This window comes from Saccharothrix sp. AJ9571, assembly GCF_021725495.1.
GTDB lineage: Bacteria > Actinomycetota > Actinomycetes > Mycobacteriales > Pseudonocardiaceae > Amycolatopsis > Amycolatopsis magusensis.
The window spans coordinates 9,593,460-9,616,509 of sequence record NZ_CP091382.1 but is presented as its reverse complement, the minus strand read 5'-3'; the positions used below and the strand labels follow the sequence as shown (position 1 = coordinate 9,616,509).

The following is a 23,050-nucleotide window of genomic DNA, read 5'->3' as shown; positions in this document are numbered from 1 at the left end:
CTCACGCCGCCTCCTTCATTCCGGCGCGGCTGTGGCCCAAGTGCCTCAGCACCCTCGACGCGGCCAGCGCTCCGGCACGGATCGCGCCTTCGCTGCTCGGCCGCAGGGAAATCCAGTCGCCCGCGTAGTCCACCGGGCCGATCGGGCGTGCTTCGAACCCGGCGCGCAGCGCCAGCGCGGCGGGCGTCGCCTCGGGCAGGCCGTACCGGAACCGGTGCACCAGCGTGTCCCCGGTGGCTTCGCCGAGTCCCGGCAGGAACCGTTCACCGGCACCGAGCAGGCGCGGCACGATGTCGTCCTCCGGTGCGTCGATCAGCTCGGCGGCCACCGAGGGCGCCGCGCACAGGCTCACCAGGCCACGGCCGCTGGGCGCCCGCGAGGCGTGCTTCTCGTGGTCGACGATCACCCCGGACAACACGGACTCCTCGGCGGCGGGGGTGAGCAGCGCGTACGTCGGGCGGCTCGCCTTCAGCCCGAGCGGCCGGTCCAGCAGGCAGCTGAGCTTGAGCATCGGGGTGAACGAGCACGCGCCGAGGAACGGCGCCGCCGCCGGATCGGGATCGGCGTGCAATTTCGCGGCGATCGGCGCGGGCACGCACAACACCGCCGCCCGCGCGTGGAAGGTCCCGGCCGCCGTGGTCACCCTGGCCCGCGTGCCGTCGGTCGTGACCCGTTCGACCGGGTGCCCGGTCTCGACGTCGAGCCGGGCGGCCAGGCTCCGGGCGAGCGCGTCCATCCCGTCGGCGTAGGTGCGCCACGCGGTGGCCGGGCCGACCGCCAGCATCAGGCAGGCCAGCGGGGCCATCGCGGATCTGTCCGCCTGCCAGCCGAAGAAGTTCGCGCTCAGCGGCTGGAAGAGGTAGTCGTGCAGGTCGCGGTGGAGACCGCGGGCGACTTCGGCGACCGTGGCGGACCCGAGCGGTGTCGCCTCCGGGCGATCCGTGTCGTAGGACCGCCGCCGCCGCTTGGCCTGCAGCAGGAATCGGCTCAGTTCCCAGCGGGCACGCAGGCAGAGCGCCGAACTTTCGGGCGAGAGCGCGAGGTGCGTGCGGCCGTCGCGCCAGACGCCGACCGCCCGCCGGATCGACGGCACGTCCGCCGCCGGAATGCCCGCCCGGCGCAGGAGTTCCCAGGTCGCGCGATAGCCCTCGGCGGAGATCTGCTCGGCGCCCGTGTCGATGGTGTACCCGCCCCGGCGCACGCTCTTCATCCGCCCGCCGACCTCGCCGGAGGCCTCGAAGACGCGCACCGACAGCCCGGCCCGCCGTAGTTCGTGCGCCACGGTCAGCCCGGCGATCCCCGCGCCGACCACGGCCACGTCCGGTGCGGCGCTCACGCGGTCGCCAGCACGATGAGGTTCGCCAGCACCATGAGCAGTACCGAAAGGCGGTGCACGCGGAAGCCCATGCGGCGGGCGGTCATGATGTCGCCCGCGCGGAACCCGCGGTGGAACTGCATCGCGCGGAACACCGACGCCGGTGCCATCGCCAGCACGAACCACCACGGCGCCGCGCCGGTCAGCGAGCCGATCGCGCCGATCGCGAACTCGGCCAGCGAAAGCGCCCCGACGAACATGGCGTTGGCGCGCGGGGAAACGGTGGACGCGACGGTGATCCGGCCGACGCTCCGGTCGCCGTCGATGTCGTTGGTGTTGGAGTAGACGCCGAACAGCAGCGGCCCGAGGCCGAAGATCAGCGCCTGCACCAGGACGAACGAATCCAGCCCGCCGGTGGCCAGCGCGTAGGGCGCGAGCACCAGCACCCAGCCGAGCGCGGCCAGGAACAGCTCCTGGAAGCCGTGGTAGCTCAGCTTGACGCCGTAGGAGTACTGGATCGACACGACGAAGGTGACCACCATCAGCCCGATCGTCCACAGCGGACTGTACGGGCCGGCCAGCACGGCCGCGGTCCACAGGATCGCCGCCCCGGCCGCCGCGCCCCAGGCGAACCGCAGCGCCTCCGCGGGCGTCAGCGTGCCCGCGACCAGCGGCTTGCGCAGCTTGCGCCGCAGCGGCGCGTCCGGTCCGTAGTTGGCGATGTCGCTGCCGTCGGTGTAGCCGGTGTAGTCGTCGAACGCGACCAGCGAGGCCAGCACGCACACCTCACCGGCCACGAAGCACAGCAGCATCGGGAACACGCTGACGCTGAACTGCGTGGTGGTGGCCAGGATCGCGGTGAACACCACGAACCCGCTCAGGTAGTAGTCGTAGACGTCGAGCTTGGCGAGCCGCGCGTAACTGCGCAGCTTGCTCCTCCGGATCGGCTCGGCCCGCCACTGGGCGAGCAACCGGTCCTGGCTCCTGGTCATCGTGCCTCCTGGCGGACGAGCGGGCGGGACGGGACGAAGGCGTGGACCGCGTCGGCGATCAGTTCGACCTCGGTGTCGCTGAGCTGCGGGTGGACCGGCAGCGAGAGGATGCGCGCGGCGGCCGACTCCGCCTGCGGCCAGCGCCGCCCCGGTGGCGCGAACCGGGCGAAGGCGGGCTGGTGCGGCAGGGGGAGCGGGTAGTAGACGTGCGTCTCGATGCCGCGCGCCCGCAGGTGTGCCCGCAGTTCGTCCCGGCGGTCGGCCCGCAGGGTGTAGACGTAGAAGCAGCGGCCGTCGCGCCCGGCGGGTGGTGGCTGGATGCCCGCGTCCACCAGGGATTCGAAGCGTGCGGTGTAGTAGTCGGCGATCTGGGCCCGGCGTTCCAGGCGCGCGGCCAGCCCGTCGAACCGGTGCAGCTGGAAGGCGGCCTGGATCTCGTCGAACCGGCTGTTGTAGCCGATGCGGTGGTGCAGGAACCGGGTCTGCCCGTCCTGCCCGTGGTTGCGCAGCATCCGCACGGTCCGCGCGAGCCCGGCGTCGTCGGTGACCACGGCGCCACCTTCACCCGGCATGCCGAAGGACTTGACCTGCACGAAGGAGAACACCCCGGCGTCGCCCCAGGTGCCCGCCTGCTTGCCGCCGAGTGTGGCGCCCTGCGCGACCGCCGAATCCTCCAGCACGCGGAGGCCGTGCCGACGGCCGAGGCCGGCGAACCGCGGCATGTCGGCCATGATCGAGAACAGGTGGGCGGGCATGAGCACCTTGGTGCGCGGGGTGATCGCCGCTTCCGCCAGGTCCGGGTCGATGACCATGGTGTGCGGCCGGATGTCGGTGAACACCGGCGTGGCGCCCAGCTCGGCGACGGTGGAGGCGAGCGGCGCGCAGCCGAACGCGGGCACCACCACCTCGTCGCCGGGGCCGACGTCCATCGCGCGCAGGGTGAGCGTGAGCGCCGAGGTGCCGGTCGCGCAGGTGATCACGTCCTCGGCGGACAACTCGGTGCGCAGGAGGTGTTCGAAGCGGGCGGTGTACTCGCCGAGGATGAACCGCTGGTCGGCGGCCGTGCCGATCCGGTGGAGCAGGTCCAGCAGCACCTCGCGGTCCCGCTCGAACAGGTCCGGCGGGAAGAACGGGATGCTCATGCGCCCGCCTCGGCGTAGAACCGGCGGATCCGCGCGCAGACGGTGTGCACGTCCCGCGCTTCGAGGTCCGGGTAGAGCGGGAGCGCCAGCGCGCGGGTGCAGGCCTGCTCGGCGTGCGGTAACTCGGGGTGGGGGCCGAAAGAGGCGAAGCACGGCTGCCGGTGCAGCGGGATGGGGTAGTAGACCTCGGTGCCGATGCCCGCGGCGGCCAGGTACTTGGCCAGTTCGTCGCGGCGGTCGGCTTCGACGAGGTAGACGTAACAGATGTCGCCGGGACCGAGCACCGGCCGCCGCCGGATGCCCGGGATACCGGCGAGCCCGGTTTCGTATTCCAGGGCCAGCGCCCGCCGCCGCGCGATGTCGTCGTCCAGGCAGGCCAGCTTGGCCAGCAGGACGGCGGCCTGGATGTCGTCCATCTTGCTGTTGGTGCCGATCAGCCCGGACTCGGTGGCGATGCCGGGGAAGTGGTCGAGGGTGCGCCCGCCGCGGCCGTGGTGGCGCAGCGCGGCCACGCGCCCGGCGATGTCCGGGTCGTCGGTGAGCACCGCGCCCGCGTCGCCGAGCGCGCCGAGGGTCTTGCTCGGGAAGAAGGACAGCACCCCGCCCCGGCCGTGCAGTCCGGCGTGGATCCCGCGCCGGCGCATCCCGATGCCTTCGGCGCTGTCTTCCAGCACCACCAGCCCGTGCCGGGCGGCGACCTCGCCGATCGCGGTCATGTCGGCCATGCCGGTGAACAGGTGCGCGGGCAGCACGAAGCGGCTGTCCGGGGTGACGGCGGCTTCGATCGCCCCGGGGGCCAGGGCGTAGTCGCCGGGATCGATGTCGGCGAACTGCGGGACGCCACCGGCGAGCACCACGGCGGAGGCGGTGGCGACGAAGGAGAAAGCGGGCACGATCACCCCGTCGCCCGCTTTCAGCCCGGCCGCCCGCAGCAAAAGAACCAGCGCGTCGGTACCGCTGTTCACGCCCACCACGTATTGGGCCCCGGTGTATTCGCGGAGCCGTTGCTCCAATTGAGCCACCTGCTTGCCGTGGGAGAACTTCCCGTTGACGAAAACTTCACCGACCCGGGTGCGGAGATCGGGCCAGAGTCGCTCGAACGTGGTGTTTTGCGCGAAGAACCGCACGTCACGCTGGTTTTCCTCGCCCGCATCGGCGGTCACTCTCCGCTGCACAGTCACGCACCGAAAGTAGCGGAGCGGGCGGGTGGCGAAAAGAGATGAATGGGGACCGGCCCGGTTTTCACTCTTTGCGGTCGGTTTCCCGGCACTTCTCGACTGCGGGCCCCGCCCCGGCGGATATTACCGTCATCAGCTCCCCTGATCGACGGAGAATCATGCTGCAAACTCTGGTGCTCGGGCTCGGCCGGGCCGGCGCCGCGCTGCACCTGCCGGTCCTTTCCCGGATCGGCGAGTCCGGACTGCCCGGGGTGTTCGCCGAACACCCCCTGATCGCCTACGACCCCCGGCCGGTCGACCTCCGGCACCTGCCGCGGGTCCGGGTGGCCACCAGCCTCACCGAAGCGATGGGCCGGGTGGATCCCGCGAAGACGGTCGCCCACCTGTGCACCCCGCCGGGTTCCCGGCTCACCGTGCTCGAAGAACTGGCGCGCAACGGTTTCCGCCGGTTCATCGTGGAGAAGCCGCTCGGCGCCGGCCGCCACGAGCTCGACCGGATCGGGGTGCTGCGCCGCCGGTACGGGCTGCACCTGGCGGTGGTGGCGCCCTGGCTGGTGGCCGGGCTGACCGAGCGCCTGGCGCAGCTGGTGCGCTCGGGCGAGTTCGGGGCGTTGCGCTCGCTGACGGTGAACCAGCACAAACCGCGGTTCCACCGCTCGCTGACCAATTCCGGGCACACCAACGCCTGCGAGGTCGAGCTGCCGCACGCGGTCCCGGTGGCGCTGCGGCTCGGCGGCCCGGCCGAACTGGTCGACGCGGAGTGGACGGACATGGCCTGCGGCGTCCGGTCGATCCCGCGGCTCGGGAGCGCGCAGCTGACCCTGCGGCACGAGGGCGGGGTGACGAGCAGGCTGCGGTCCGACCTCACCTCGCCGATCCGCGAGCGCAGCGTCACGCTCAGCCTGGACCACGGCATCGTCACCGGTCACTACCCGCTCAGCGCCGAGGACGACCACGCGCAGCTGGAGGTGGTGGCGCCGGACCGGATCGAGCGCGAGGTCTTCCGCGACGACGCGCTGACCACCTTCTTCCTGCGGACCTACCGGGCCTTCCGCGATGGGCTGCCGGTGGACCTCGAGGTGCACGAGCGGGCCGCGCGGCTGCTGATCGAGGCGAAGGAGCGGTGCGCCCGGCGGGTGCTGGTGGCGACGCATGCGCCGTGAGCTGTCCTTCGCCGGGATCGGCGACGAAGCCGGCACCAGACTCCCGGCCCAGGTCGCGGCGATCCGGCGGCTGGGCTGGCGGCAGCTGGAGCTGCGCAGCGTGGACGGCCGGGCGCTGGCGGACCTGGGCCACGACGGACTGCGGCGGGTGGAGTCGGCGATCCGCGACGCCGGGGTCGAGGTCGTCTGCCTCGATTCGCGGATCGGGAACTGGGCGCGGCCGATCACCGAGCCGTTCGCCCGCGAGCTGCACGAACTCGACGAGCTGCTCGAGTGGTGCGAGGCGCTGGGCACCCGGTTCGTCCGGATCATGTCCTACCCGAACGCCGGGCTGCCCGAGGATGAATGGCGCCACCGGGTGCTCGACCGGATCCGGCGGCTGGCCGAGCGCGCCGCCGAGGCGGAGGTGGTGCTGCTGCACGAGAACTGTTCCGGCTGGGCGGGTGCGAGCGCGGACCGGATGCTCGAACTGCTCGCGGCCGTGGGCAACCTGCGGCTGCTGTACGACACCGGCAACGGGGTCGCGCACGGGTACTCCGGCCACGACCTGCTCGCCGAGATCGTCGAACACGTCGCCCATGTGCACGTCAAGGACGCGGTGCTGGTCGACGGCGAAGCCCGCTACTGCCTTCCCGGCGGGGGTGAGGCACGCGTGGCCGATTCGCTGCGGCTGCTGCTCGCCCACGGGTACCGCGGCACGTTTTCGCTCGAACCCCACCTGACCGCGGTGCCGCACCAGGGCAAGGTCGCCGGGGACAACGCGGCCGGCTCGTTCGTCGCGGCCGGGCGCGCGCTGGAACGGCTGGCCGTGGAGATCCCGCGGTGACCGGGCTGCTGCTGCCGTCCGACCACGAACTGCTGCTGCGGCTGCTGCGGACCCCGACGGTCAGCCCGCTCGAAGCCGGTGGGGGAGAACCCGTCGCGCAGCTGTGGCAGGCGCAGGCCGACTACGCCGAGGCCGCGCAGGCCATCGGGTTCCGGCTGGCCCGCCACGACTGCGCGCGGCCGGCGGACGCCTTGCGCGACGACGTGCCCGCCGCCGTCCGGGAGGCCGCGGGCACACCCGGGTTCCTCGCCGGGCAGCCCAGCCTCGTGCTGCGCCTGGGACGCGCCCTGCCGCTCGGTTCGACGGTCATGTTCAACGTGCACCTGGACACGGTCGCCGGGCTGGAACCGGTGAGCTTCGACGGCCGCCGGTTCACCGGCCGCGGCGCGATCGACGCGAAGGGCCCGGCGGTGGCGCTGCTGGCCGGGATCCGGCACGCGATCCAGGCCGGCGCGGCGATCGGCCGCGACATCGGGGTGATCCTGCAGGTGGTGTCCGGCGAGGAGGGCGGCGGGCTGGGCACGCTCGGCACCCGGCGGCTGGTCGCGGCCGGGTTCCACGGCCGCGTCAACATCTTCTGCGAGCCCACCGGCCTGCGGTACCTGACCAGGGCGACCGCCGCGATGACCGCGCGCGTCCGGGTCACCGGCCAGGGCGCGATCGACGACCGGCCGGAAGCCGGGCACAACGCCACCGTGCTGCTGGGCTTCCTCGCGCAGCACTTCGCCGCGAACCTCGCCGGCAGCTTCTGCGTGGCCGGGTTGCACACCGGCGACCAGCACAACCGGGTGTACGGCACCGGTGAGCTGCTGCTGAACCTGCCGTACGAATCCTCCGCCGAGGGCGAGGACCTGGGGGCGCGCGTCGAAACGGCCTTCCGGGACGGGCTGGCGGAGTTCGCCGGGAAGTTCGGCGACAGCCCGGTGTTCGGCCGGACCGCCGCCGACGCCGCCGAGATCACCACACTGGACTGGCTCAAACGCGGTCTGCCCTGCCTCAACGGCGGAGACCGGTGGGCGGAGAACCTGCTCACCGCACACGCCGGACTGACCCCGCACGCCGCCGACGAACCGGCCTTCACCTGCGACGCGATCTGGATGGACGGGGTGCCCGGCGCGTTCACCGCGGTCTTCGGGCCCGGCTCGCTGGCCGAGAACAACGCGCACGCCGCCGGTGAATACGCCGACCTCGCCGAACTGGAGGAATTCGCCGCCGCCGTCGCCCGCATCCTGCTCGCCTTCGCCCGAACCCCCGCGTTGAAAGGAATCCGATGACCGCTGAAGTGGTGGCCCCGCCGACCGTCCGCGTGCCCTACGCCGACCTGCTGGACCACGTGAGGCAGGCGTTCGCCCGGCGCGGGGTGCCTGCGCACCGGGCCAGGCTGGCGGCCGAGGCGCTGTGTTACGCCGACCTGCACGGGTTCGGCTCGCATGGGGTCGCCAACCTGAATCCGTTGTACCTCAAGCAGTTCGAGCAGAAACGCATCGCCGCGGACGCTGAACCCGAGGCGGTCAGTGATCTCGGCCCGTGCGCGGTGTTCGACGCGCACCGGGCACTCGGGCTCTGGGCGGCCGCGGAGGCGATGGACTCGGCCATCGAACGCGCGGAGTGGCACGGGATCGGCCTGGTCTCGGTGCGCGGCGCCACGCACTTCGGGAGCGCGGGCTTCCACGCGCGGCGGGCGGCGCGCAACGGCCTGGTCGGCGTGGTGATGAGCAACTGCGGCAACCAGCGCATCGCGCGCCCGCCCGGCGGCCGCCTGCCGCTGCTCGGCACGAACCCGCTGAGCGTGGCCGCGCCCGCGTTGCCGGAGCACCCGTTCGTCCTGGACATGAGCACCACGGTGGTGCCCACCGGCCGGATCCGCGCGGCGGCGCGGGAGGGCATGCCGATCCCGCCCGGCTGGCTGGTCGACGACCAGGGCCGGCCGGTCACCGATCCCCGTGCGTTCGACGAGGGCCGCGCGCACCTGCAGTGGCTGGGTGGCGCGCCGGAAACGGGTGCCTTCAAGGGCTTCGGGCTGGGACTGGTGGTCGAACTGCTGGCGGCATCGCTGTCGGGCGCCGGTCACGGCCCGGCCGCGGCGGCCCTGACCGGTGACCGCGGCCAGGACGACGACATCGGCTTCTTCGTGCTGGCCATCGCGCCCCAGGCCGCGGATTTCGCGGCTGACGTGCGGTCGATGTTCGGCGCCGTGCTCGACTGCCCCGGCACGGTCCGGTACCCGGGCTGGGTGGAAGCCGAGCAGGCCGCGGTGAACCTGCGGGACGGGGTGCCCCTGCCCGCGCACCTGCACGCCGGGCTCGGCTTGGCCACGCCGTGAGGCCGGTCCGGATGGGCGTGGCGGGGCTCGGCGTCATCTCGAAGTACTACCTGGCGGCGATCTCCGCCCATCCCGGGACCGAGCTGGCCGGGGTCTGCGATCTGCGGCCGGAGGCGCTGGCGCCCTTCGCCGGTGGCGTGGAGTGCTTCACCGACCACACGGCCATGTTCGATCGCGTCGACGCGGTGGTGGTGACCACGCCGAACGACACCCACGAACAGCTGTGCCGGGACGCGCTGGGTGCGGGGCTCCCGGTCTGCGTGGAGAAGCCGCTGGCCATCGATGTGGAAGCTGGGCGGCGGCTCACCAGGCTCGGCGGTCGCCTGTTCACCGCGTTCCACCGGCGGTACAACCGCAACGTGCTGGCACTGAAGGAATCCCTCGGTGACTCCCCGGAGATCACCGGCTTGCGGGTGCGGTACCTGGAGCAGATCGAGGAGCACGTGGGCGACGACGCGTGGTACCTGGATCTCGACCGGTGCGGTGGCGGGTGCGTCGCCGACAACGGGCCCAACGCGTTCGACCTCGTGCGGCTGTTCCTCGGCGAGGTCAGCGTCGAGGACGCCGTGGTCACCCGGGACGCCGCCGGGGTCGACCGCCTCGCGGTGGTCCGGTTGCGCGCGGCCGACGGCACACCGGCCCGGGTCGAGCTGGACTGGTCGCACCCGGGGGAGACCAAGGACGTCGCCGTCGAGCTGGCCGACGGGACCACCCGAACGGCCGACCTGCTCGACGGCTTCACCGGGTTCAAGAACTCCCTGTGGCACGAATACGAAGGCGTGCTGGCGGCTTTCCTCGGCGGCGGACCGGACCACGGGATGCCCGCGCTGGAACTGGTGGCCGCCACCTACCGCCGTGAACCGGTGCTCCGGTGAAGGAGAACGGGCCCAAACGTGAGGTGGACGGCGTGCTGGTGAAAGTCCTGCTGCACCGGCGGGACGAACGCGGGATGAGCCTCGAGCCCCACGCCAGCCGCTGCGTCCGCCGGGGGGAGGTGCACGAGCTGGTCACCACCGATCACCGCGAAACCGAGGCGGGCGCCCGGATCGACCGGGTCGGGTTCCTCGGTTTCGCCGAGATCTTCTGTGCGGGCGTGCTCGACCGCGGTGACGAGTTCTGGCTCGGCGACACCCTCGTCGGGACCGTGCTCGGCTTCGACGCGTGCCACTTCCCCAACCACTACAACATCCTGATCACCCGCGCCGACGTGGTGACCGGCGCCGACCTCGGCCTGACCCCGGAACTCCCGGTGTCCTTCCGCCCGGCCTGAACACGAATGTGGCTTTCGGGGCGGAATCCGCCCCGAAAGCCACATTCGTATCGCGGGGTCAGCCCAGCAGGGGCACGCTCAGCTTGCCGAAGTGGAAGCTGCGCACGGCGGCGAGCAGTTCCTCGGTGGAGAGCTGGCCGTCACCCGAGGTGTCGACCTCCGCGAAGGCCGAGCGGGCTTCGCTCCGGTCCACGCCCACCGCGCTCAGCCAGGTGGCGAACTCGTCAGCGTTGATCTGGCCGTCCCGGTTCTTGTCGCACATGCCGATCACGCCCTTGATCACCGGGCGCATCACGCGGTTGAAGCTGGCCTCGCCCTCTTCGAAGATGAGCCGCTCGGTCACCACGCGGAACTGCTCCTTCGAGAGCGAACCGTTGCGGCCCACGCCCGCCTGGTTGGCGAGGTACTCGAACATCCCGGTGAGCGCGTTCTCCAGGTTCCGCCCTTCGGCCGACGAGGAGTCCTTGCCGAAGGCCTCGCAGATCCGGCGGGCCTCCTCCTGGAAGTCGGCGAGTTCGAGCGTGCCGTCCCCGTTGGTGTCCCACTTCTCGAAACGCTGGGTGAGCCGATCCTGAGCAACAGCGGTGGTCATGAAATGTCCTTTCCCTGCACGGGTTGATGCGAACTAGCCCCCGCCGGCCGTCCGGCGGAAGATTTCAGAGCAGGCGCACGTGGTGCCCGGCGACCCGGCCGCGGGTGTCGAGCAGGCAGCGGGCTTCCCGCGCCAGCAGTGCGCTCTCGTAGCATTCGTGGTCCTGCAGCAGCACGGTCAGGTCCGCGGCGGCGAGCGCGGCGGGCAGGTCCTCCGCCCGGTCCAGCGCCACCGAGTCCACTTCGAACCGATCGATGTACGGGTCGTGGTACCGCACCTTCGCCCCGCGCTCGGCGAACGCCTCGGCCACCGCGATCGCCGGTGACTCCCGCACGTCCGGCACATCGGGCTTGTAGGTCACGCCGAGCAGCAGCACCTCGGCACCGTTCAGGCCGCCGGCGAGAATGGCGTCGGCTCGCCGGGCCACGTATTCCGGCATGCCGTCGTTGACCTGCCTGGCCGCGGAAACCAGGCTGAAGGAGAAGCCTTCGCGCTGGGCCTTGCTGGTCAGGTACAGCGGGTCGACCGGGATGCAGTGCCCGCCGATGCCGGGGCCGGGCCGGAACGGCGCGAACCCGAACGGTTTGGTCGCGGCGCAGTCCAGCACGTCCCACACGTCGATGTTCATCCGATCGCAGAACACGGCCATCTCGTTCACCAGCGCGATGTTGACGAACCGATAGGTGTTCTCCAGCAGTTTCGACATTTCCGCTTCCCGTGTTCCCCTGGCGACCACCACGGTGTCCACCAGGTCGCCGTAGAAGGCGACGCCGTGTTTCGCGCAGAGCGGGGTGAGGCCGCCGACCACCTTGGGGGTGTTGGCGATGCCGTAGCGCGTATTTCCGGGATCGATTCGTTCCGGTGAATAGACCAGGTGGAAATCCTCGCCGGCGGTGAGCCCGCTGCCGCTTTCCAGAATGGGGCGCACCACCTCCTCGGTCGTGCCGGGAAAACTCGTCGATTCCAGTACCACCAGCGTGCCGGGCCGCAGTCGCCCGGCGACGGTGCGCGCCGCCGAGCGGACCGCCCGCAGGTCCGGTTTGCCCTGCGGGGTCAGCCCGGTCGGCACGCAGATCACCACGGTCTCGGCGGTGGCCAGCACGGCGTCGTCCGAAGTGGCCCGGAACCCGGTGGCGACCATTCCGGCGAGGTCGTCCCCGGTCACCCCGTGCACCGGCGACCGGCCCGCGTTCAGGCTGTTCACCAGCGGTTCGTCGATGTCGAGGCCGACGGTGGGCAGCCCGGCGCGGCAGGCCCGCCGCGCGAGCGGGAGGCCGACGTAACCGAGCCCGACGACCACCAGGCCGGTGGTGGTCAAGCGGAGAAGCTTCCGCTGCCCGGGGCCACGTGCGAGCCGTGGTCCGGGGCGACTTCGAGCGCCGGGGTGAGGCAGAACGGGTCGCCGTGGATGCGCACGGTGTCGTTCGTTTCGTTGACCAGTACGTGCGCGGCCACCGGCAATTTCTTGCAGCCCTTCGGATTCTGGTAAACGGTCAGTTCGGTGACTTCCGTTTCGAACACCACGACCCGGCCGGTCGCGGCCGACGCCGGTGCGGTGACCATCAGCGTGGTCAAAGCCGCGAGAACCGCGGCCATGGAGCAGGTTTTGCGCATGGTGATCCCCTCGATCGCAGAAACGTGGAATGGCGAACCGTTGCGAAACGTAACGTAGCAGCAGCCCACAGTGACGGTAAGAGGTCGCGCGCAAGGAGCACCGGAGGAGTGACGGCGCGACGCGGCCGGAACTCGTCAGTGGGGCGGGATCACCGAGCGTTCACCGCGTGGGACCGAGGAAGCCGGTCGAAGGCGTGAAACTGTTTCCAGTTCAGAGCTTTCTCACGCGTCGTACACGGCGGACGGGACGAGCCAGTGCGGCAGCGGTTCGCCGGAATCGCGCCACCGCACGGGAATACCGTCGTAGCCGGTGCGGGCCGCGATGATCCCGCCGGTCATGGCGCACACCGTGTCCACGTCCTCGGCGACCCGGGCCGCCGTCCACAGCGCGTCCTCGAAATCACCGAAGTGGTGCGCCGCCAGCCAAAGCGAGAGCGGCACGGAATCCATCGCGCTCACTTCGCGGCCGTTGCCCAGTTCGCGCGCGGCTTCTTCGGCGGTACCGCGGAACTCGGCGGCCACTTCGATCCGGCGCCGGACTTCGCCGGGCGCCACCCGAGCGGCCACCGCCCGGAGCAGATCACCGCCGTCGAGCGGGCTGGTGCACGCGAGCGCGGCCGCGACGGCCACCGCCACCGCGCCCGCGATGCCCTCCGGGTGCGCGTGGGTGACTTCGGCCGACTTGGCGGCCTCGGTGACCACCCGGTCCAGATCCGGGGCGAACCAGGCGCCGAGCGGGGCGACCCGCATCGCGGCACCGTTGCCCCACGACCCGCCGCCGAAGACCGCCCGTGCGATGTCCCGCCACGACTCGCCGCGGCGGTACCGCAGCAGCACCCGTTCGGCGCCAGGGCCGTAGCCCCGGTCCGGGTCGAAGTGGCGCTGGAAGTGGTCGGCGAGGTCGTCCTGGTCGAGGTGACCGTGCCGGTCGAGCACGCTGACCACCGAGCAGGCCATCTCGGTGTCGTCGGTCCAGGCCCACGGCCCCGGCGGCAGCACCCGCCCGACGACGTCGGGGTGATCGCCCGGCAAGGTGATCCGGGCGCCGAAGGCGTCACCGATCCTCAGGCCGTGGAGGCTGGCGTACGCGGGGTTCAGGGGTGCCATGACCGCCAATATGCCAAAGCCGGCCCGCCCGGGTGTGCGGGATCGCGGTAATGGCCAGTCGGTTTGACGGATGCCGGCCGCCGCCGCTTCGGCCAAGCTGGGGTCCGGGCAAAATTCAACGAGGAGGCGGTCATGCCGGAAACCCGCAAACCCAGGCGGCTCCGACGACGGCTCGGCTGGGTGGCACTCGGCTTCGTGCTGGTGGTCGCGCTGCTGGCCGCGGTGGGGGCGTACGCGCTCGACCCGGGCGGCGATCCGCCGGATCCGGCCGGTCTGGGCGCGAACCCGCAGGTGGGCGCGCCCGACGAGCAGACCATTCCGACGGTCAACGGCGCGAACGTGATCGGCTGGCCCGCCGACAAGGCACCGACCGCGCCACCGGGGTTCACCGTCACGCGGTTCGCGGCCGGGCTGGACCACCCGCGCTGGCTGTACCAGTTGCCCAACGGCGACGTGCTCGCCGCGGAGTCGGTCACCGCGCCGGGCGGCGGGTTGTTCGCCTCGCTGTTCGACCTCATACGCGGCAACGACGGCTCGCGCGGGAAGAGCGCGAACCGCATCACGCTGCTGCGCGACGCCGACGGGGACGGGATCGCCGAGTTCCGCACGCCGTTCCTGGAGAACCTCAACCAGCCGTTCGGCATGACGCTGATCGGCGACGCGCTGTACGTCGGGAACACCGACAGCGTCTGGCGTTTCCCGTATCGCGACGGCGAAACCCGGATCAGCGACCCGGGGCGGAAGATCCTCGACCTGCCCGCGGGTGGCTACAACAACCACTGGACGCGCAACGTCGTCGCCGCGCCCGACGGCTCGAAGCTGTACGTGACCGTCGGTTCCGGCAGCAACGTCGCGGAAAACGGGCTGGACAACGAGATCCGGCGGGCGATGGTGCTCGAAATCAACCCGGACGGCACCGGTGAGCGGGTACTCGCCTCGGGCATGCGCAACCCCAACGGACTCGACTTCGAACCGCAGACAGGTACATTGTGGACGGTCGTGAACGAGCGGGACATGCTCGGTGACGACGTGCCGCCGGACTACCTCACCCGCGTGCGCGACGGCGACTTCTACGGCTGGCCGTGGAGCTACTGGGGGCAGCGGGTGGACGAGCGGGTCGAGCCCCAGCGGCCGGACCTGGTGTCGAAGTCCCTGGTGCCGGACTATTCGCTCGGCGCGCACACCGCGCCGCTCGGCCTGGCCTTCTACCGCGGCAGCGCTTTCACCGAACGCTACCGCGGTGGCGCGTTCATCGGTGAGCACGGATCGTGGAACCGCGGCCGGTCGGTCGGCTTCACCGTCGACTTCGTGCCCTTCCGCGACGGGATGCCGAGCGGTCCGCCGGAGGAGTTCCTCACCGGGTTCAAGCCCGATCCGGACAAGGCCGACACCTATGGCCGCCCGGTCGGGGTGCTCGGCACGAAGGCGGGCGAGTTGCTCGTCGCGGACGACGCCGGGCACACCGTGTGGCGCGTGGCGGCGGGGTGACGTGCCGGAATAGCATGACGGCATGGACATCGACTCCGGCTTGCTCGCCCCGGTGTGGGCGGGCACCGGACTGGCCGCCCTGGTTTCCGACGACGCGTGGTTGCGCGCGATGCTCGACGCGGAGGTCGCGCTCGCCCGGGCGCAGGCGGAGCTGGGGCTGATCCCGGCGGACGCCGCCGAGCGGATCGCCGCGGGTGCCGGAAAAGGACAGTTCGACCTGGCCGCGCTCGCCGAGCAGGCCAGGGGCGCGGCGAATCCGGTGGTCGCGCTGGTCAAGCAGCTCACCTCGGCGGTCGACCCGGCCACCGCCGAGTACGTGCACCGGGGCGGGACCAGTCAGGACATCCTCGACTCCGCTTCGATGCTCGTGGCGAAACGGGCACTGGAAGCGATCGAAGAGGATCTGCGGCGCACGGCCGGTTCGCTCGCCGGACTGGCCGCCGAGCACCGCCACACCCCGATGGCCGGGCGCACGCTCACCCAGCACGCCGTGCCGATCTCCTTCGGCCTCAAGGCGGCGACCTGGCTCCAGCTGGTGCTGGACGCGCTCGACCGCGTCCGGTCGGTGGTGCTGCCCGCGCAACTCGGCGGCGCGGCCGGAACCCTTGCCTCGTACCAGGAATACGCCGGACGCCGGCCGATCGGCCCGGAGCTGGCGGCGGCGTTCGCGCGGCAGCTCGGACTGGCCGAGCCGGTACTGCCGTGGCACACCGCACGCACGCCGATCGCCGATCTCGGTTCCGCGCTGGCGTTCACCGCGGGCGCGCTGGGCAAGCTGGCCGTGGACGTACAAGTGTTGTCCCGCACGGAAATGGGCGAGGTCACCGAACCGGCCGCCGAAGGTCGCGGTGTTTCCTCGGCCATGCCGCAGAAGCGCAACCCGGTGCTGGCCACCCTGCTGATCTCGGCGGCCAAACAGGTGCCGGCGCAGGCGCTGATCCTGGTGCAGAGCCTGGTCGCCGAGGACGAACGCGCCGGTGGTGGCTGGCATTCGGAATGGCAGCCGCTGCGGGAAAGCCTGCGGCTCACCGCCGGAGCCGCGCGCACCGCGGCGGAACTGGCGGGCGGGCTGGAAGCACATCCCGCGCAGATGCGGAAGAACCTGGAACTCACCGGCGGCGGCATCGTCTCCGAACGGCTCACCATCGCGCTGGCGTCCACCATGGGCAAGGCCGCGGCGAAGGACCTGCTGGCGCGGTTGAACCGCCAGGCAACGGCCGAGGGCCGGTCGCTCGCCGACGTGCTGGCCGAGGAACTGCCGGACGCGCCGGACGTCAGTGCCCCGGAGGAATACCTGGGCGCTTCGGGCGAACTGGTGGACCGCGTGCTCGCGCGGGCCACGGAAACCTTGGGGGAGTAGATGGCAGAGGAACCCGCCATGGGCTTGCACGGCCTGAGCAAGCGGTTCGGCCCGACGATCGCGGCGGACCGGGTGAGCCTGAAGGTGCCGCGCGGCTCGTTCTTCGGCCTGGTCGGGCCGAACGGCGCGGGCAAGACCACCTCGCTGTCCATGGCGGTCGGCCTGCTGCGCCCGGATTCGGGCACGGTGCGGATCTTCGGCACCGACATGTGGGCCGAGCCGGACCGGGCCAAGGCGCTGGTCGGCGTGCTCCCGGATGGACTGTCCGTTCCGGAGCGGCTGACCGGGCGCGAACTGCTGACCTACATGGGACAGCTGCGCGGCCTCGAACCGGCGGCGGTGGCCGAACGCACCCACGAACTGCTCGGCGTGCTGGAACTGCTCGAAGCCGAACGCACCCTGGTGATCGACTACTCCGCCGGGATGCGCAAGAAGATCGGGCTGGCCATGGCGCTGCTGCACGCGCCGCGCCTGCTGGTGCTGGACGAGCCGTTCGAAGCGGTGGACCCGGTGTCCGCGTCGACGATCCGCACCATCCTCAACCGGTTCGTCGCCTCCGGCGGTGCCGTGGTGCTCTCCAGTCACGTGATGGCGCTGGTGGAGCAGCTGTGCAGCCACGTCGCGGTGATCACCAGGGGACGGGTGGTGGCGGTGGGCTCGGCGGCCGAGGTGCGCGGCGAGGGCACGCTCGAAGAGGCGTTCGTGCGCCTGGTCGGCGGGCGCACCGGCGGCGGGGAAGGACTGTCGTGGTTGGCGTCTTCGTCCGACTGAAGCTGCTCGTCCTGCGTAATTCGCTGCGCGGCAGCCGGATCGTCGGCTGGGTCTTCGGCGGGCTGATCGGCCTGCTGGCCGCGGTGGGCACGCTGCTCGTCGGCTTCGTGCCGTTCGAGCGCCCGGAAACCTCGGTCGACCTGCTGGCCTCGATCTACGCGGTCTGGCTGCTCGGCTGGGTGCTGGCGCCGGTGGCCACCGGGGGCGGGGACGAAACGCTGCGCCCGGAACACTTCGCGCTGCTGCCGCTGTCGAACCGGCAGGTGGCGACCGGCCTGCTGGCGGCGGGCCTGGTCGGGGTGACCACGCTGGTCAGCCTGGTGGCGTTCAGCGGGCTGTACTTCTACGGGCTGCGGTTCGGCCCGGCTCCGGCGCTGGTCGGCCTGCTGTTCGCGGTGCTGCAACTGTTGCTGGTGGCGCTGGTCTACCGGGTGGTGATGGCCGCGCTCGGCGCGCTGCTGAGCTCGCGCAAGGGCAAGGAACTCGGCATCCTGCTGGTCGCGCTGACCGGGCTGTCCGGCATCGGGCTCAACTACGCGCTGAACAGCGTGGGCCCGGCGATCATCCAGGGGCAGGCGCCCGAACTCGTGGCCGTGACGCGGGTGCTGCCGTCGGGCTGGGGTGCGGTCGCGGTGCACGCGGCCGGTACCGGCTCGTGGGGCCTGGTCGTGTTGCTGCTGGGCGGCCTGGTGGTCCTGCTCGGCGTACTGCTCACGATCTGGGGTGCGCTGCTGTCCAGGAGCGTGACCTCGCCGTCGTTCCGCGGTGCCGCGCGGGTCCGGGCCTCGGCGGGCCAGTCGTCCTCGGTGGCGGTGTCGCCGGTCGGCGCGGTGGTGCGCAAGGAACTCCGCACCTGGTGGCGGGACGCGCGGCGGCGGGTCGCGCTGATGGGCACGCTGATCATGGGCGTGGTGGTCTGCGTGGTGCCGTCGTTCTCCGGCGACTCGTCCGCGCCACTGGCCCTGCTGGGTGTGTTCGTCGCCGTGTTCGGCTGCCTGCAGGCGGGCAACCTGTACGGCTTCGACGGCAGCGCGCTGTGGCACACGCTGGTCACCCCGGGGGCACCGCGAGCCGACGTGCGCGGGCGCCAGCTCGCCTGGGTGCTGCTGGTGGCGCCGCTCGCCCTGGTGCTCGGCCTGGTCACACCCGGGGTGAGCGGACGCCTGGACCTGTACCCGTGGGTGCTCGGCGCGCTGCCCGCGCTGCTCGGCGCCGGGGCCGGCGTGGTGCTGCTGCAGTCGGTCTACGTGGCCTACCCGCTGCCCGATCCGCGCCGGAACACCAGCCCGTGGTCGTCGGGTGGACGGCCGGGCTGCGCACGGGTGCTGATGATGTTCGCGATCACGCTGCTGCAACTGGCCGCCGCGCTGCCGGTGATCGGCGTGGTGCTCCTCGGCGAGCTGAACGACTCGGCCGTGCTCAAGTGGGCGGGCGTGCCGGTCGGCCTGGCCGTCGGCGGGCTGCTGGCGTGGTGGTGGGGCGCCCTCGCGTTGCGGCGGCTCACCGACCGGGGCCCGGAACTGCTGAACACCGTCGCCAAGGAGATCTGAGGGGCACCGGCCCAGCGCGCGGTCGAGGGCGGCGGGGAGGTCGGCCGGGTCGGTGAGCACCGCCGCCACGTAGGCGTCCAGCACCGACTCCCGGTGCCGCCGCTGTTCTTCGTGCGGTGGTCTGGCCGACGGGTCCGTTGCCGAGCACCGCGACCGGCGTCCGGACGCTCATCCCTGCAACTGGGCCCAGACCTCGCGGTCGCGTTCGGCGGTCCAGATGACCGGGCGCTCGATGCCGGAGAGCTCGTCCCACAGCCGGGAGACGTCGAACGGCAGGCAGTGCTCGAAGATCGGCCAGTGCCCGTACCGCTCGTGCAGCGCGGCGTGCGTGCGCTCGAAGGCTTCCTTCAGCGTCCCGCCTGCGTCCCGCACGGCACCGACCTCGCGGAGCATCACGGTGAGGAAGTGCCGGGTCTGCTCGATCGCCGCGTCGACCGCCTCGCGGCCCCGGCTCACCCCGCCACGCCCGCCGATCAGCGTCTCCGCGCCGAACTCCCGCACGCGGTCCAAAGTGGACGAGGACCAGTCGCGGTGGAAGGCGTCGCCGGTGTACAGCGCGGCCTCGGCCTCGACCAGGTCACCCGCGTAGAGGATGCGCTGCTTGGGCAACCAGGCCACTAGATCGCCCTCGGTGTGGCCGCGCCCGCAGTAGTGCAGCTCCAGCTCGCCGCGCTCACCGCCGAGTTCGATGGTCAGCCGGTCGGAGAAGGTCAGCGTGGGCCAGGTCAGCCCCGGCACCGACTCGGCGCCCTTGGCCAGGCGCGGCATCCGGCCGAACTCGCTCTCCCAGTCGGCGATCCCGCGTTCGGCGATCAGCGCGCGCGTGTTCTCGTGCGCCACGATCACTTCGGCGTCGAAGGCGGACGCGCCCAGCACGCGCACCGCGTGGTAGTGCGAAAGCACCAGGTAGCGCACCGGTTTGCCGGTGTGCTTGCGCAACTCGGCCAGCCATTCGCGGGCCGCGACCGGGGTGGCGAGCGCTTCGAAGCAGACCAGGAAGTCCTCGCCCTCGATCGCCCCGATGTTCGGATCGCCCTGCGCGGTCAGCGCGTAGACGCCGTCGGCGAGCACCTCCAGGGTGCGCTGCTTCTCTTCCAGATCGGCCGAGGATGCGAACGCCTTCTCCGTCATGCCCCGATGCTAACGCCGCTCGGCGCGCCGGGACCGTACTCGCCGGTAGCTGTAGCCGAGCAGCACCAGCAGGACAATGCCGGACAGGATCAGGCTCGTGCCGGTGCTCCAACCGGCCAGCGGCAGGCCGGGGACCAGGCCCCAGACGATCCCGGCCGCGATCAGCGCCAGCCCGGCCAGCACCGAGCCGGTGATCCGCAGCGGCGAAGAGACGCTGTCCTCGGCGGCCTTCATCGCCCGGTCCTGCACCGGGTCGACGTAGCGCTCCAGCTTCGGGAACACCGAGGCGAGGATCAGCAGCCCGGCCAGCACCAGCAGCAGGCCGGGTCCGGGCAGCACGAGCAGTGCGACGCCGATCACCAGGATCAGCACGCCCGCCACGGTCATCAGCACGCGCTTCATCGGCTCCACGTTAACCGAGCGTGCCCGGCTCGGCCGGGCGAGCGGCGTACTCGGTGAACGATCCGTCCAGATCGCGGCTTCGGTCTCTGCTGCGCGGCGGCCAGCCGGGCGCTCAGGTTTCGCGGTCCGGACGCGGGACGAACGGCCGCGGGCCCAGGCTCACCCCACCGATGATCCACTGGCCGCCAGTGCCTGGTCGAGGTCGGCCCACAGGTCCTCGACGTCTTCTAGGCCGACCGAGATCCGCAGCAGCTGCTCGCTGATGCCGCCCTCGGCGCGGTCGGCCGGGTCCATGATGTGGTGGCTGAGCGAACCGGGGTGCTGGATGAGGCTGTCCACGCTGCCCAGGCTGACCGCGGGGGTGAACAGCCGGACGGCCCCGATCACCGCGTGCGGGTCGCCGTGGACCTCCACCGCGAGCATCGGCCCGCCGCCGGTCATCTGCTTCTCCGGCCGGTTCTGGTTGTGTCCGGGGTAGTGCACCTTCGCGATCTGCGGGTGGTCGGCCAGTCGCGCGGCCAGCTCGGCGGCCGTCTCGGACGCGGCCCGCATCCGCAGCGGCAGCGTGGAAAGCCCGCGCAGCAGCAGGTACCCGGCCAGCGGGTGCAGGGTCGCGCCGGTGAGGAAGCGCAACTGGCGCAACTGGCGCGCGTACTCCTCGTCGCAGGTCACGACGCCGCCGAGCACGTCCCCGTGTCCGCCGAGGAACTTCGTCGCGCTGTGCAGGACGATCCGCGCGCCGTGCTCGGCGGGGCGCTGCAACGCCGGGGTGGCGAAGGTGTTGTCCGCGAGCAGCGGGACCGGGCCGCACGCGTCGGAGAGGCGGCGCAGGTTCGTCTCGGAGAGCGTCGGGTTCGCCGGGGTCTCCACGATGACCAGCCCGGTGTCCTCGCGGATCGCGCCTGCCACCTCGTCCGGCCTGGCCCAGGTGACCCGGGTGCCGAGCAGGCCGGAGCCGATCAGGTGGTCGCTGCTGCCGTACAGCGGCCGGACCGCCACCACGTGCGGCCTGCCGGACGAGACCCCGGCGAGCAGGCAGGCCGACAACGCGGCCATCCCGCTGGCGAAGGCCACGGCCGCCTCGCAGCCCTCGAGTTCGGCCATCGCCGTCTCGAACCGGGCGACGGTCGGGTTGCCGACCCGGGCGTACACCGGCGGGCCGTCCACCTGGGCGCCGGTGCAGAGCACGTCGAGGCGGTCGGCCTCGGTGCGGCTGTCCCGTGAGGGATAGGTGGTGGACAGGTCCAGGGGGACCGCGTGCACGCCGAGTTCCACCAGGTCGTCGCGGCCGGCGTGCACGGCACGGGTGTTCAGTGTGGTCATGCGCTGAATCTGGCAGGCGAGCCGGGAGGTGGCCACGAGTTCCGGACTATGTTCGGCCCATGGAGCAGAATGTGCGCCTGGATTCGGTGGACGCCGAGATCCTGCGGCGCTTGCAGAACGACGGCCGGATGGCGAACAAGGAGCTGGCGGCGGCGGTCGGCATCGCGCCGTCGACCTGCCTGGACCGCGTCGCGCGGCTGCGCCGGGCCGGGGCGATCACCGGTTACACCGCGCAGGTCGATCCGGCGGCGGTCGGCCGTCCGATCGAGGCGCTGCTCGCCGTGCAGGTCCAGCCGCACGCCCGCCCGCTGGTCGACCCGTTCATCACCCACGTGCTCGGCCTGCCGGAAACCCGCGCGGTGCACCACGTGACCGGGCCGGACGATTTCATCGTGCACGTCGCCTGCGGCAACAGCCAGGACCTCCAGCGCCTGGTGCTCGACGAATTCACCGCGCGCCCGGAGGTGGCGCGGCTGCAGACGCACCTCATCTTCTCCACCTGGCCGGGCGGCCCGCTCACCCCGTACCCGGGGCGGACCTCCACAAAGGACGTCCCATGACAGGTGACCGATCGGTATCATGTCTTTGGCGGCGACCTCGATCGAAAATGCTTCGACGGGAATTCCGCCATCCGGACTCCCGGGTCGCCGTCGAACGGATCCGGCAAATGGCGGAACTGGCCTGGGGGCACATCCGGGGGTGGTGATGCCCGCCCGCCGGGTGTGCGCTACGCCGATCGGGCCACCATAACAAGCGTTCATGCCGGTGGTGGCGGCCCCTCACGCTGCGCGACATTTCCGCACCCGTTCTTCGGCCGGTCCCGCCGCGAGCCCCTGAACTGCAGCGTCCTGTGTGGACGGCCTGTTTCTTGTCCGGCGTGCAACCGGATTGACGCGTCGTTCGTGATCCGGCTTTTGCACTTGGCGCCGAGAATGAGAAACTGTTCACGGCGGGGCCTCGCACGCCGCGACTGCCGCGCCGGTTATGGTGCGGCTTGCTGATCAACGAAGCGGGAAGAGAGCAAATTATGGCGCAGAAGGTTCTGGTCGAGATGATCGACGACATCGACGGCGAGATCGCCACGCAGACCGTGCCGTTCGGTTTGGACGGTGTGTCCTACGAGATCGACCTGTCGGACGACAACGCCGCCAACCTCCGTGACGAGCTCGCCCGGTTCATCGCGGCCGGCCGGCGCACGGGTGGGCGCAAGGTGCGCCTGGCCACCGGGGAATCGGCTTCCTCCTCCAGCGGTGCCGACCGCGAGCGCGCCCGGCAGATCCGCGAATGGGCCAGGGAGAACGGCTACCAGGTTTCCGAGCGCGGCCGCATTTCGGCCGAGATCACCGAGGCCTTCGAAGAGGCGCAGCGCAAGCCCGCCGCGGTGGTCAAGGCCGCTCCGCGCAAGCGCGCTCCGCGCAAGAAGGCGGCAGCGGCTGCGAAGTAGTGCCGCACGGGCCCGGCGCCACGGATCTGGGTGGACCATCCACTCCGGACCGGTGGCGC

General features: G+C 71.7%; 23 protein-coding genes. 12 read left to right on the top strand and 11 right to left on the bottom strand.

What is annotated here, in order from left to right:
• Position 1: 1 nt before the first annotated feature.
• The 4 genes from L3Q67_RS43675 to L3Q67_RS43660 are packed head-to-tail and all read right to left on the bottom strand — an operon-like array spanning position 2 to position 4,630.
• Positions 2 to 1,336, bottom strand: coding sequence for a flavin monoamine oxidase family protein (locus tag L3Q67_RS43675; RefSeq protein ID WP_499187254.1), 1,335 nt, complete (start codon positions 1,334 to 1,336; stop codon positions 2 to 4).
• On the bottom strand, positions 1,333 to 2,307 hold the full coding sequence (locus tag L3Q67_RS43670) for a UbiA family prenyltransferase (RefSeq protein ID WP_499187253.1): 975 nt from the start codon (positions 2,305 to 2,307) through the stop codon (positions 1,333 to 1,335). Before L3Q67_RS43670 ends, L3Q67_RS43675 begins: the two co-directional genes overlap by 4 nt.
• On the bottom strand, positions 2,304 to 3,449 hold the full coding sequence (locus tag L3Q67_RS43665; RefSeq protein WP_499187252.1) for a DegT/DnrJ/EryC1/StrS family aminotransferase: 1,146 nt from the start codon (positions 3,447 to 3,449) through the stop codon (positions 2,304 to 2,306). Before L3Q67_RS43665 ends, L3Q67_RS43670 begins: the two co-directional genes overlap by 4 nt.
• A complete protein-coding gene (locus L3Q67_RS43660) occupies positions 3,446 to 4,630 on the bottom strand; it encodes a DegT/DnrJ/EryC1/StrS family aminotransferase (RefSeq protein ID WP_499187251.1) in 1,185 nt (394 codons plus the stop codon). Before L3Q67_RS43660 ends, L3Q67_RS43665 begins: the two co-directional genes overlap by 4 nt.
• A 155-nt stretch (positions 4,631 to 4,785) precedes the next feature.
• On the opposite strand from L3Q67_RS43660, the gene L3Q67_RS43655 reads away from it, so the two are divergent.
• The 6 genes from L3Q67_RS43655 to L3Q67_RS43630 are packed head-to-tail and all read left to right on the top strand — an operon-like array spanning position 4,786 to position 10,209.
• Positions 4,786 to 5,790 (top strand): Gfo/Idh/MocA family oxidoreductase, encoded by a 1,005-nt coding sequence (locus tag L3Q67_RS43655; RefSeq protein WP_499187250.1) that lies wholly within the window; start codon positions 4,786 to 4,788, stop codon positions 5,788 to 5,790.
• The gene (locus L3Q67_RS43650; RefSeq protein ID WP_499187249.1) at positions 5,780 to 6,616 is read left to right on the top strand and encodes a sugar phosphate isomerase/epimerase family protein; all 837 of its coding nucleotides are present in this window, start codon (positions 5,780 to 5,782) and stop codon (positions 6,614 to 6,616) included. The genes L3Q67_RS43655 and L3Q67_RS43650 overlap by 11 nt, the downstream gene beginning before the upstream one ends.
• Entirely contained in the window at positions 6,613 to 7,890 is a 1,278-nt protein-coding gene (locus tag L3Q67_RS43645) for a zinc-binding metallopeptidase family protein (RefSeq protein WP_499187248.1), read from the top strand. The genes L3Q67_RS43650 and L3Q67_RS43645 overlap by 4 nt, the downstream gene beginning before the upstream one ends.
• Positions 7,887 to 8,939, top strand: coding sequence for an Ldh family oxidoreductase (locus L3Q67_RS43640; RefSeq protein WP_499187247.1), 1,053 nt, complete (start codon positions 7,887 to 7,889; stop codon positions 8,937 to 8,939). Before L3Q67_RS43645 ends, L3Q67_RS43640 begins: the two co-directional genes overlap by 4 nt.
• A gap of 11 nt (positions 8,940 to 8,950) precedes the next feature.
• Positions 8,951 to 9,814 carry a Gfo/Idh/MocA family protein gene (locus L3Q67_RS43635; protein WP_499187246.1) on the top strand — a complete coding sequence of 288 codons (864 nt, stop codon included), beginning with the start codon at positions 8,951 to 8,953 and terminating at the stop codon, positions 9,812 to 9,814.
• Between the two features lie 32 nt (positions 9,815 to 9,846).
• Entirely contained in the window at positions 9,847 to 10,209 is a 363-nt protein-coding gene (locus L3Q67_RS43630) for a DUF6917 domain-containing protein (protein WP_499187245.1), read from the top strand.
• A 58-nt stretch (positions 10,210 to 10,267) separates the two neighbouring features.
• Here L3Q67_RS43630 and L3Q67_RS43625 read toward each other — a convergent pair whose 3' ends face one another.
• The 4 genes from L3Q67_RS43625 to L3Q67_RS43610 form a co-directional block, all read right to left on the bottom strand.
• On the bottom strand, positions 10,268 to 10,801 hold the full coding sequence (locus L3Q67_RS43625) for an EF-hand domain-containing protein (RefSeq protein ID WP_499187244.1): 534 nt from the start codon (positions 10,799 to 10,801) through the stop codon (positions 10,268 to 10,270).
• Positions 10,802 to 10,865: 64 nt separating this feature from the next.
• The gene (locus L3Q67_RS43620) at positions 10,866 to 12,119 is read right to left on the bottom strand and encodes a nucleotide sugar dehydrogenase (RefSeq protein ID WP_499187243.1); all 1,254 of its coding nucleotides are present in this window, start codon (positions 12,117 to 12,119) and stop codon (positions 10,866 to 10,868) included.
• Positions 12,116 to 12,415, bottom strand: a complete 300-nt coding sequence (locus tag L3Q67_RS43615; RefSeq protein WP_499187242.1) for a hypothetical protein — start codon at positions 12,413 to 12,415, stop codon at positions 12,116 to 12,118. The genes L3Q67_RS43620 and L3Q67_RS43615 overlap by 4 nt, the downstream gene beginning before the upstream one ends.
• A gap of 222 nt (positions 12,416 to 12,637) precedes the next feature.
• Positions 12,638 to 13,522: an ADP-ribosylglycohydrolase family protein gene (locus L3Q67_RS43610; RefSeq protein ID WP_499187241.1), complete on the bottom strand. Its 885-nt coding sequence runs from the start codon at positions 13,520 to 13,522 to the stop codon at positions 12,638 to 12,640.
• Positions 13,523 to 13,654: 132 nt separating this feature from the next.
• Between L3Q67_RS43610 and L3Q67_RS43605 the strand changes: the two genes are divergently transcribed.
• From L3Q67_RS43605 to L3Q67_RS43590, 4 genes are read left to right on the top strand one after another with little or no spacing between them, the layout of a single operon-like run.
• On the top strand, positions 13,655 to 15,010 hold the full coding sequence (locus L3Q67_RS43605; RefSeq protein WP_499187240.1) for a PQQ-dependent sugar dehydrogenase: 1,356 nt from the start codon (positions 13,655 to 13,657) through the stop codon (positions 15,008 to 15,010).
• A gap of 22 nt (positions 15,011 to 15,032) precedes the next feature.
• Positions 15,033 to 16,370: a class-II fumarase/aspartase family protein gene (gene pcaB, locus L3Q67_RS43600; RefSeq protein WP_499187239.1), complete on the top strand. Its 1,338-nt coding sequence runs from the start codon at positions 15,033 to 15,035 to the stop codon at positions 16,368 to 16,370.
• Entirely contained in the window at positions 16,371 to 17,141 is a 771-nt protein-coding gene (locus L3Q67_RS43595) for an ABC transporter ATP-binding protein (RefSeq protein ID WP_499187238.1), read from the top strand. It begins immediately after the preceding gene.
• The gene (locus L3Q67_RS43590; protein ID WP_499187237.1) at positions 17,117 to 18,691 is read left to right on the top strand and encodes a hypothetical protein; all 1,575 of its coding nucleotides are present in this window, start codon (positions 17,117 to 17,119) and stop codon (positions 18,689 to 18,691) included. The genes L3Q67_RS43595 and L3Q67_RS43590 overlap by 25 nt, the downstream gene beginning before the upstream one ends.
• 168 nt (positions 18,692 to 18,859) lie before the next feature.
• Here L3Q67_RS43590 and L3Q67_RS43585 read toward each other — a convergent pair whose 3' ends face one another.
• The 3 genes from L3Q67_RS43585 to L3Q67_RS43575 all read right to left on the bottom strand — a co-directional run bounded on the left by L3Q67_RS43585 (position 18,860) and on the right by L3Q67_RS43575 (position 21,547).
• Positions 18,860 to 19,822 carry an MBL fold metallo-hydrolase gene (locus L3Q67_RS43585; RefSeq protein WP_499187236.1) on the bottom strand — a complete coding sequence of 321 codons (963 nt, stop codon included), beginning with the start codon at positions 19,820 to 19,822 and terminating at the stop codon, positions 18,860 to 18,862.
• 9 nt (positions 19,823 to 19,831) lie between these two features.
• Entirely contained in the window at positions 19,832 to 20,224 is a 393-nt protein-coding gene (locus tag L3Q67_RS43580) for a PGPGW domain-containing protein (protein WP_499187235.1), read from the bottom strand.
• Between the two features lie 159 nt (positions 20,225 to 20,383).
• A complete protein-coding gene (locus L3Q67_RS43575) occupies positions 20,384 to 21,547 on the bottom strand; it encodes a trans-sulfuration enzyme family protein (protein WP_499187234.1) in 1,164 nt (387 codons plus the stop codon).
• A 59-nt stretch (positions 21,548 to 21,606) separates the two neighbouring features.
• On the opposite strand from L3Q67_RS43575, the gene L3Q67_RS43570 reads away from it, so the two are divergent.
• Both L3Q67_RS43570 and L3Q67_RS43565 read left to right on the top strand, forming a co-directional pair.
• Complete coding sequence (locus tag L3Q67_RS43570; protein WP_209665248.1) at positions 21,607 to 22,107, top strand: Lrp/AsnC family transcriptional regulator; 501 nt, start codon at positions 21,607 to 21,609, stop codon at positions 22,105 to 22,107.
• 467 nt (positions 22,108 to 22,574) lie between these two features.
• Positions 22,575 to 22,991, top strand: coding sequence for a histone-like nucleoid-structuring protein Lsr2 (locus L3Q67_RS43565; RefSeq protein WP_499187233.1), 417 nt, complete (start codon positions 22,575 to 22,577; stop codon positions 22,989 to 22,991).
• The last annotated feature ends 59 nt before the right edge of the window (positions 22,992 to 23,050 follow it).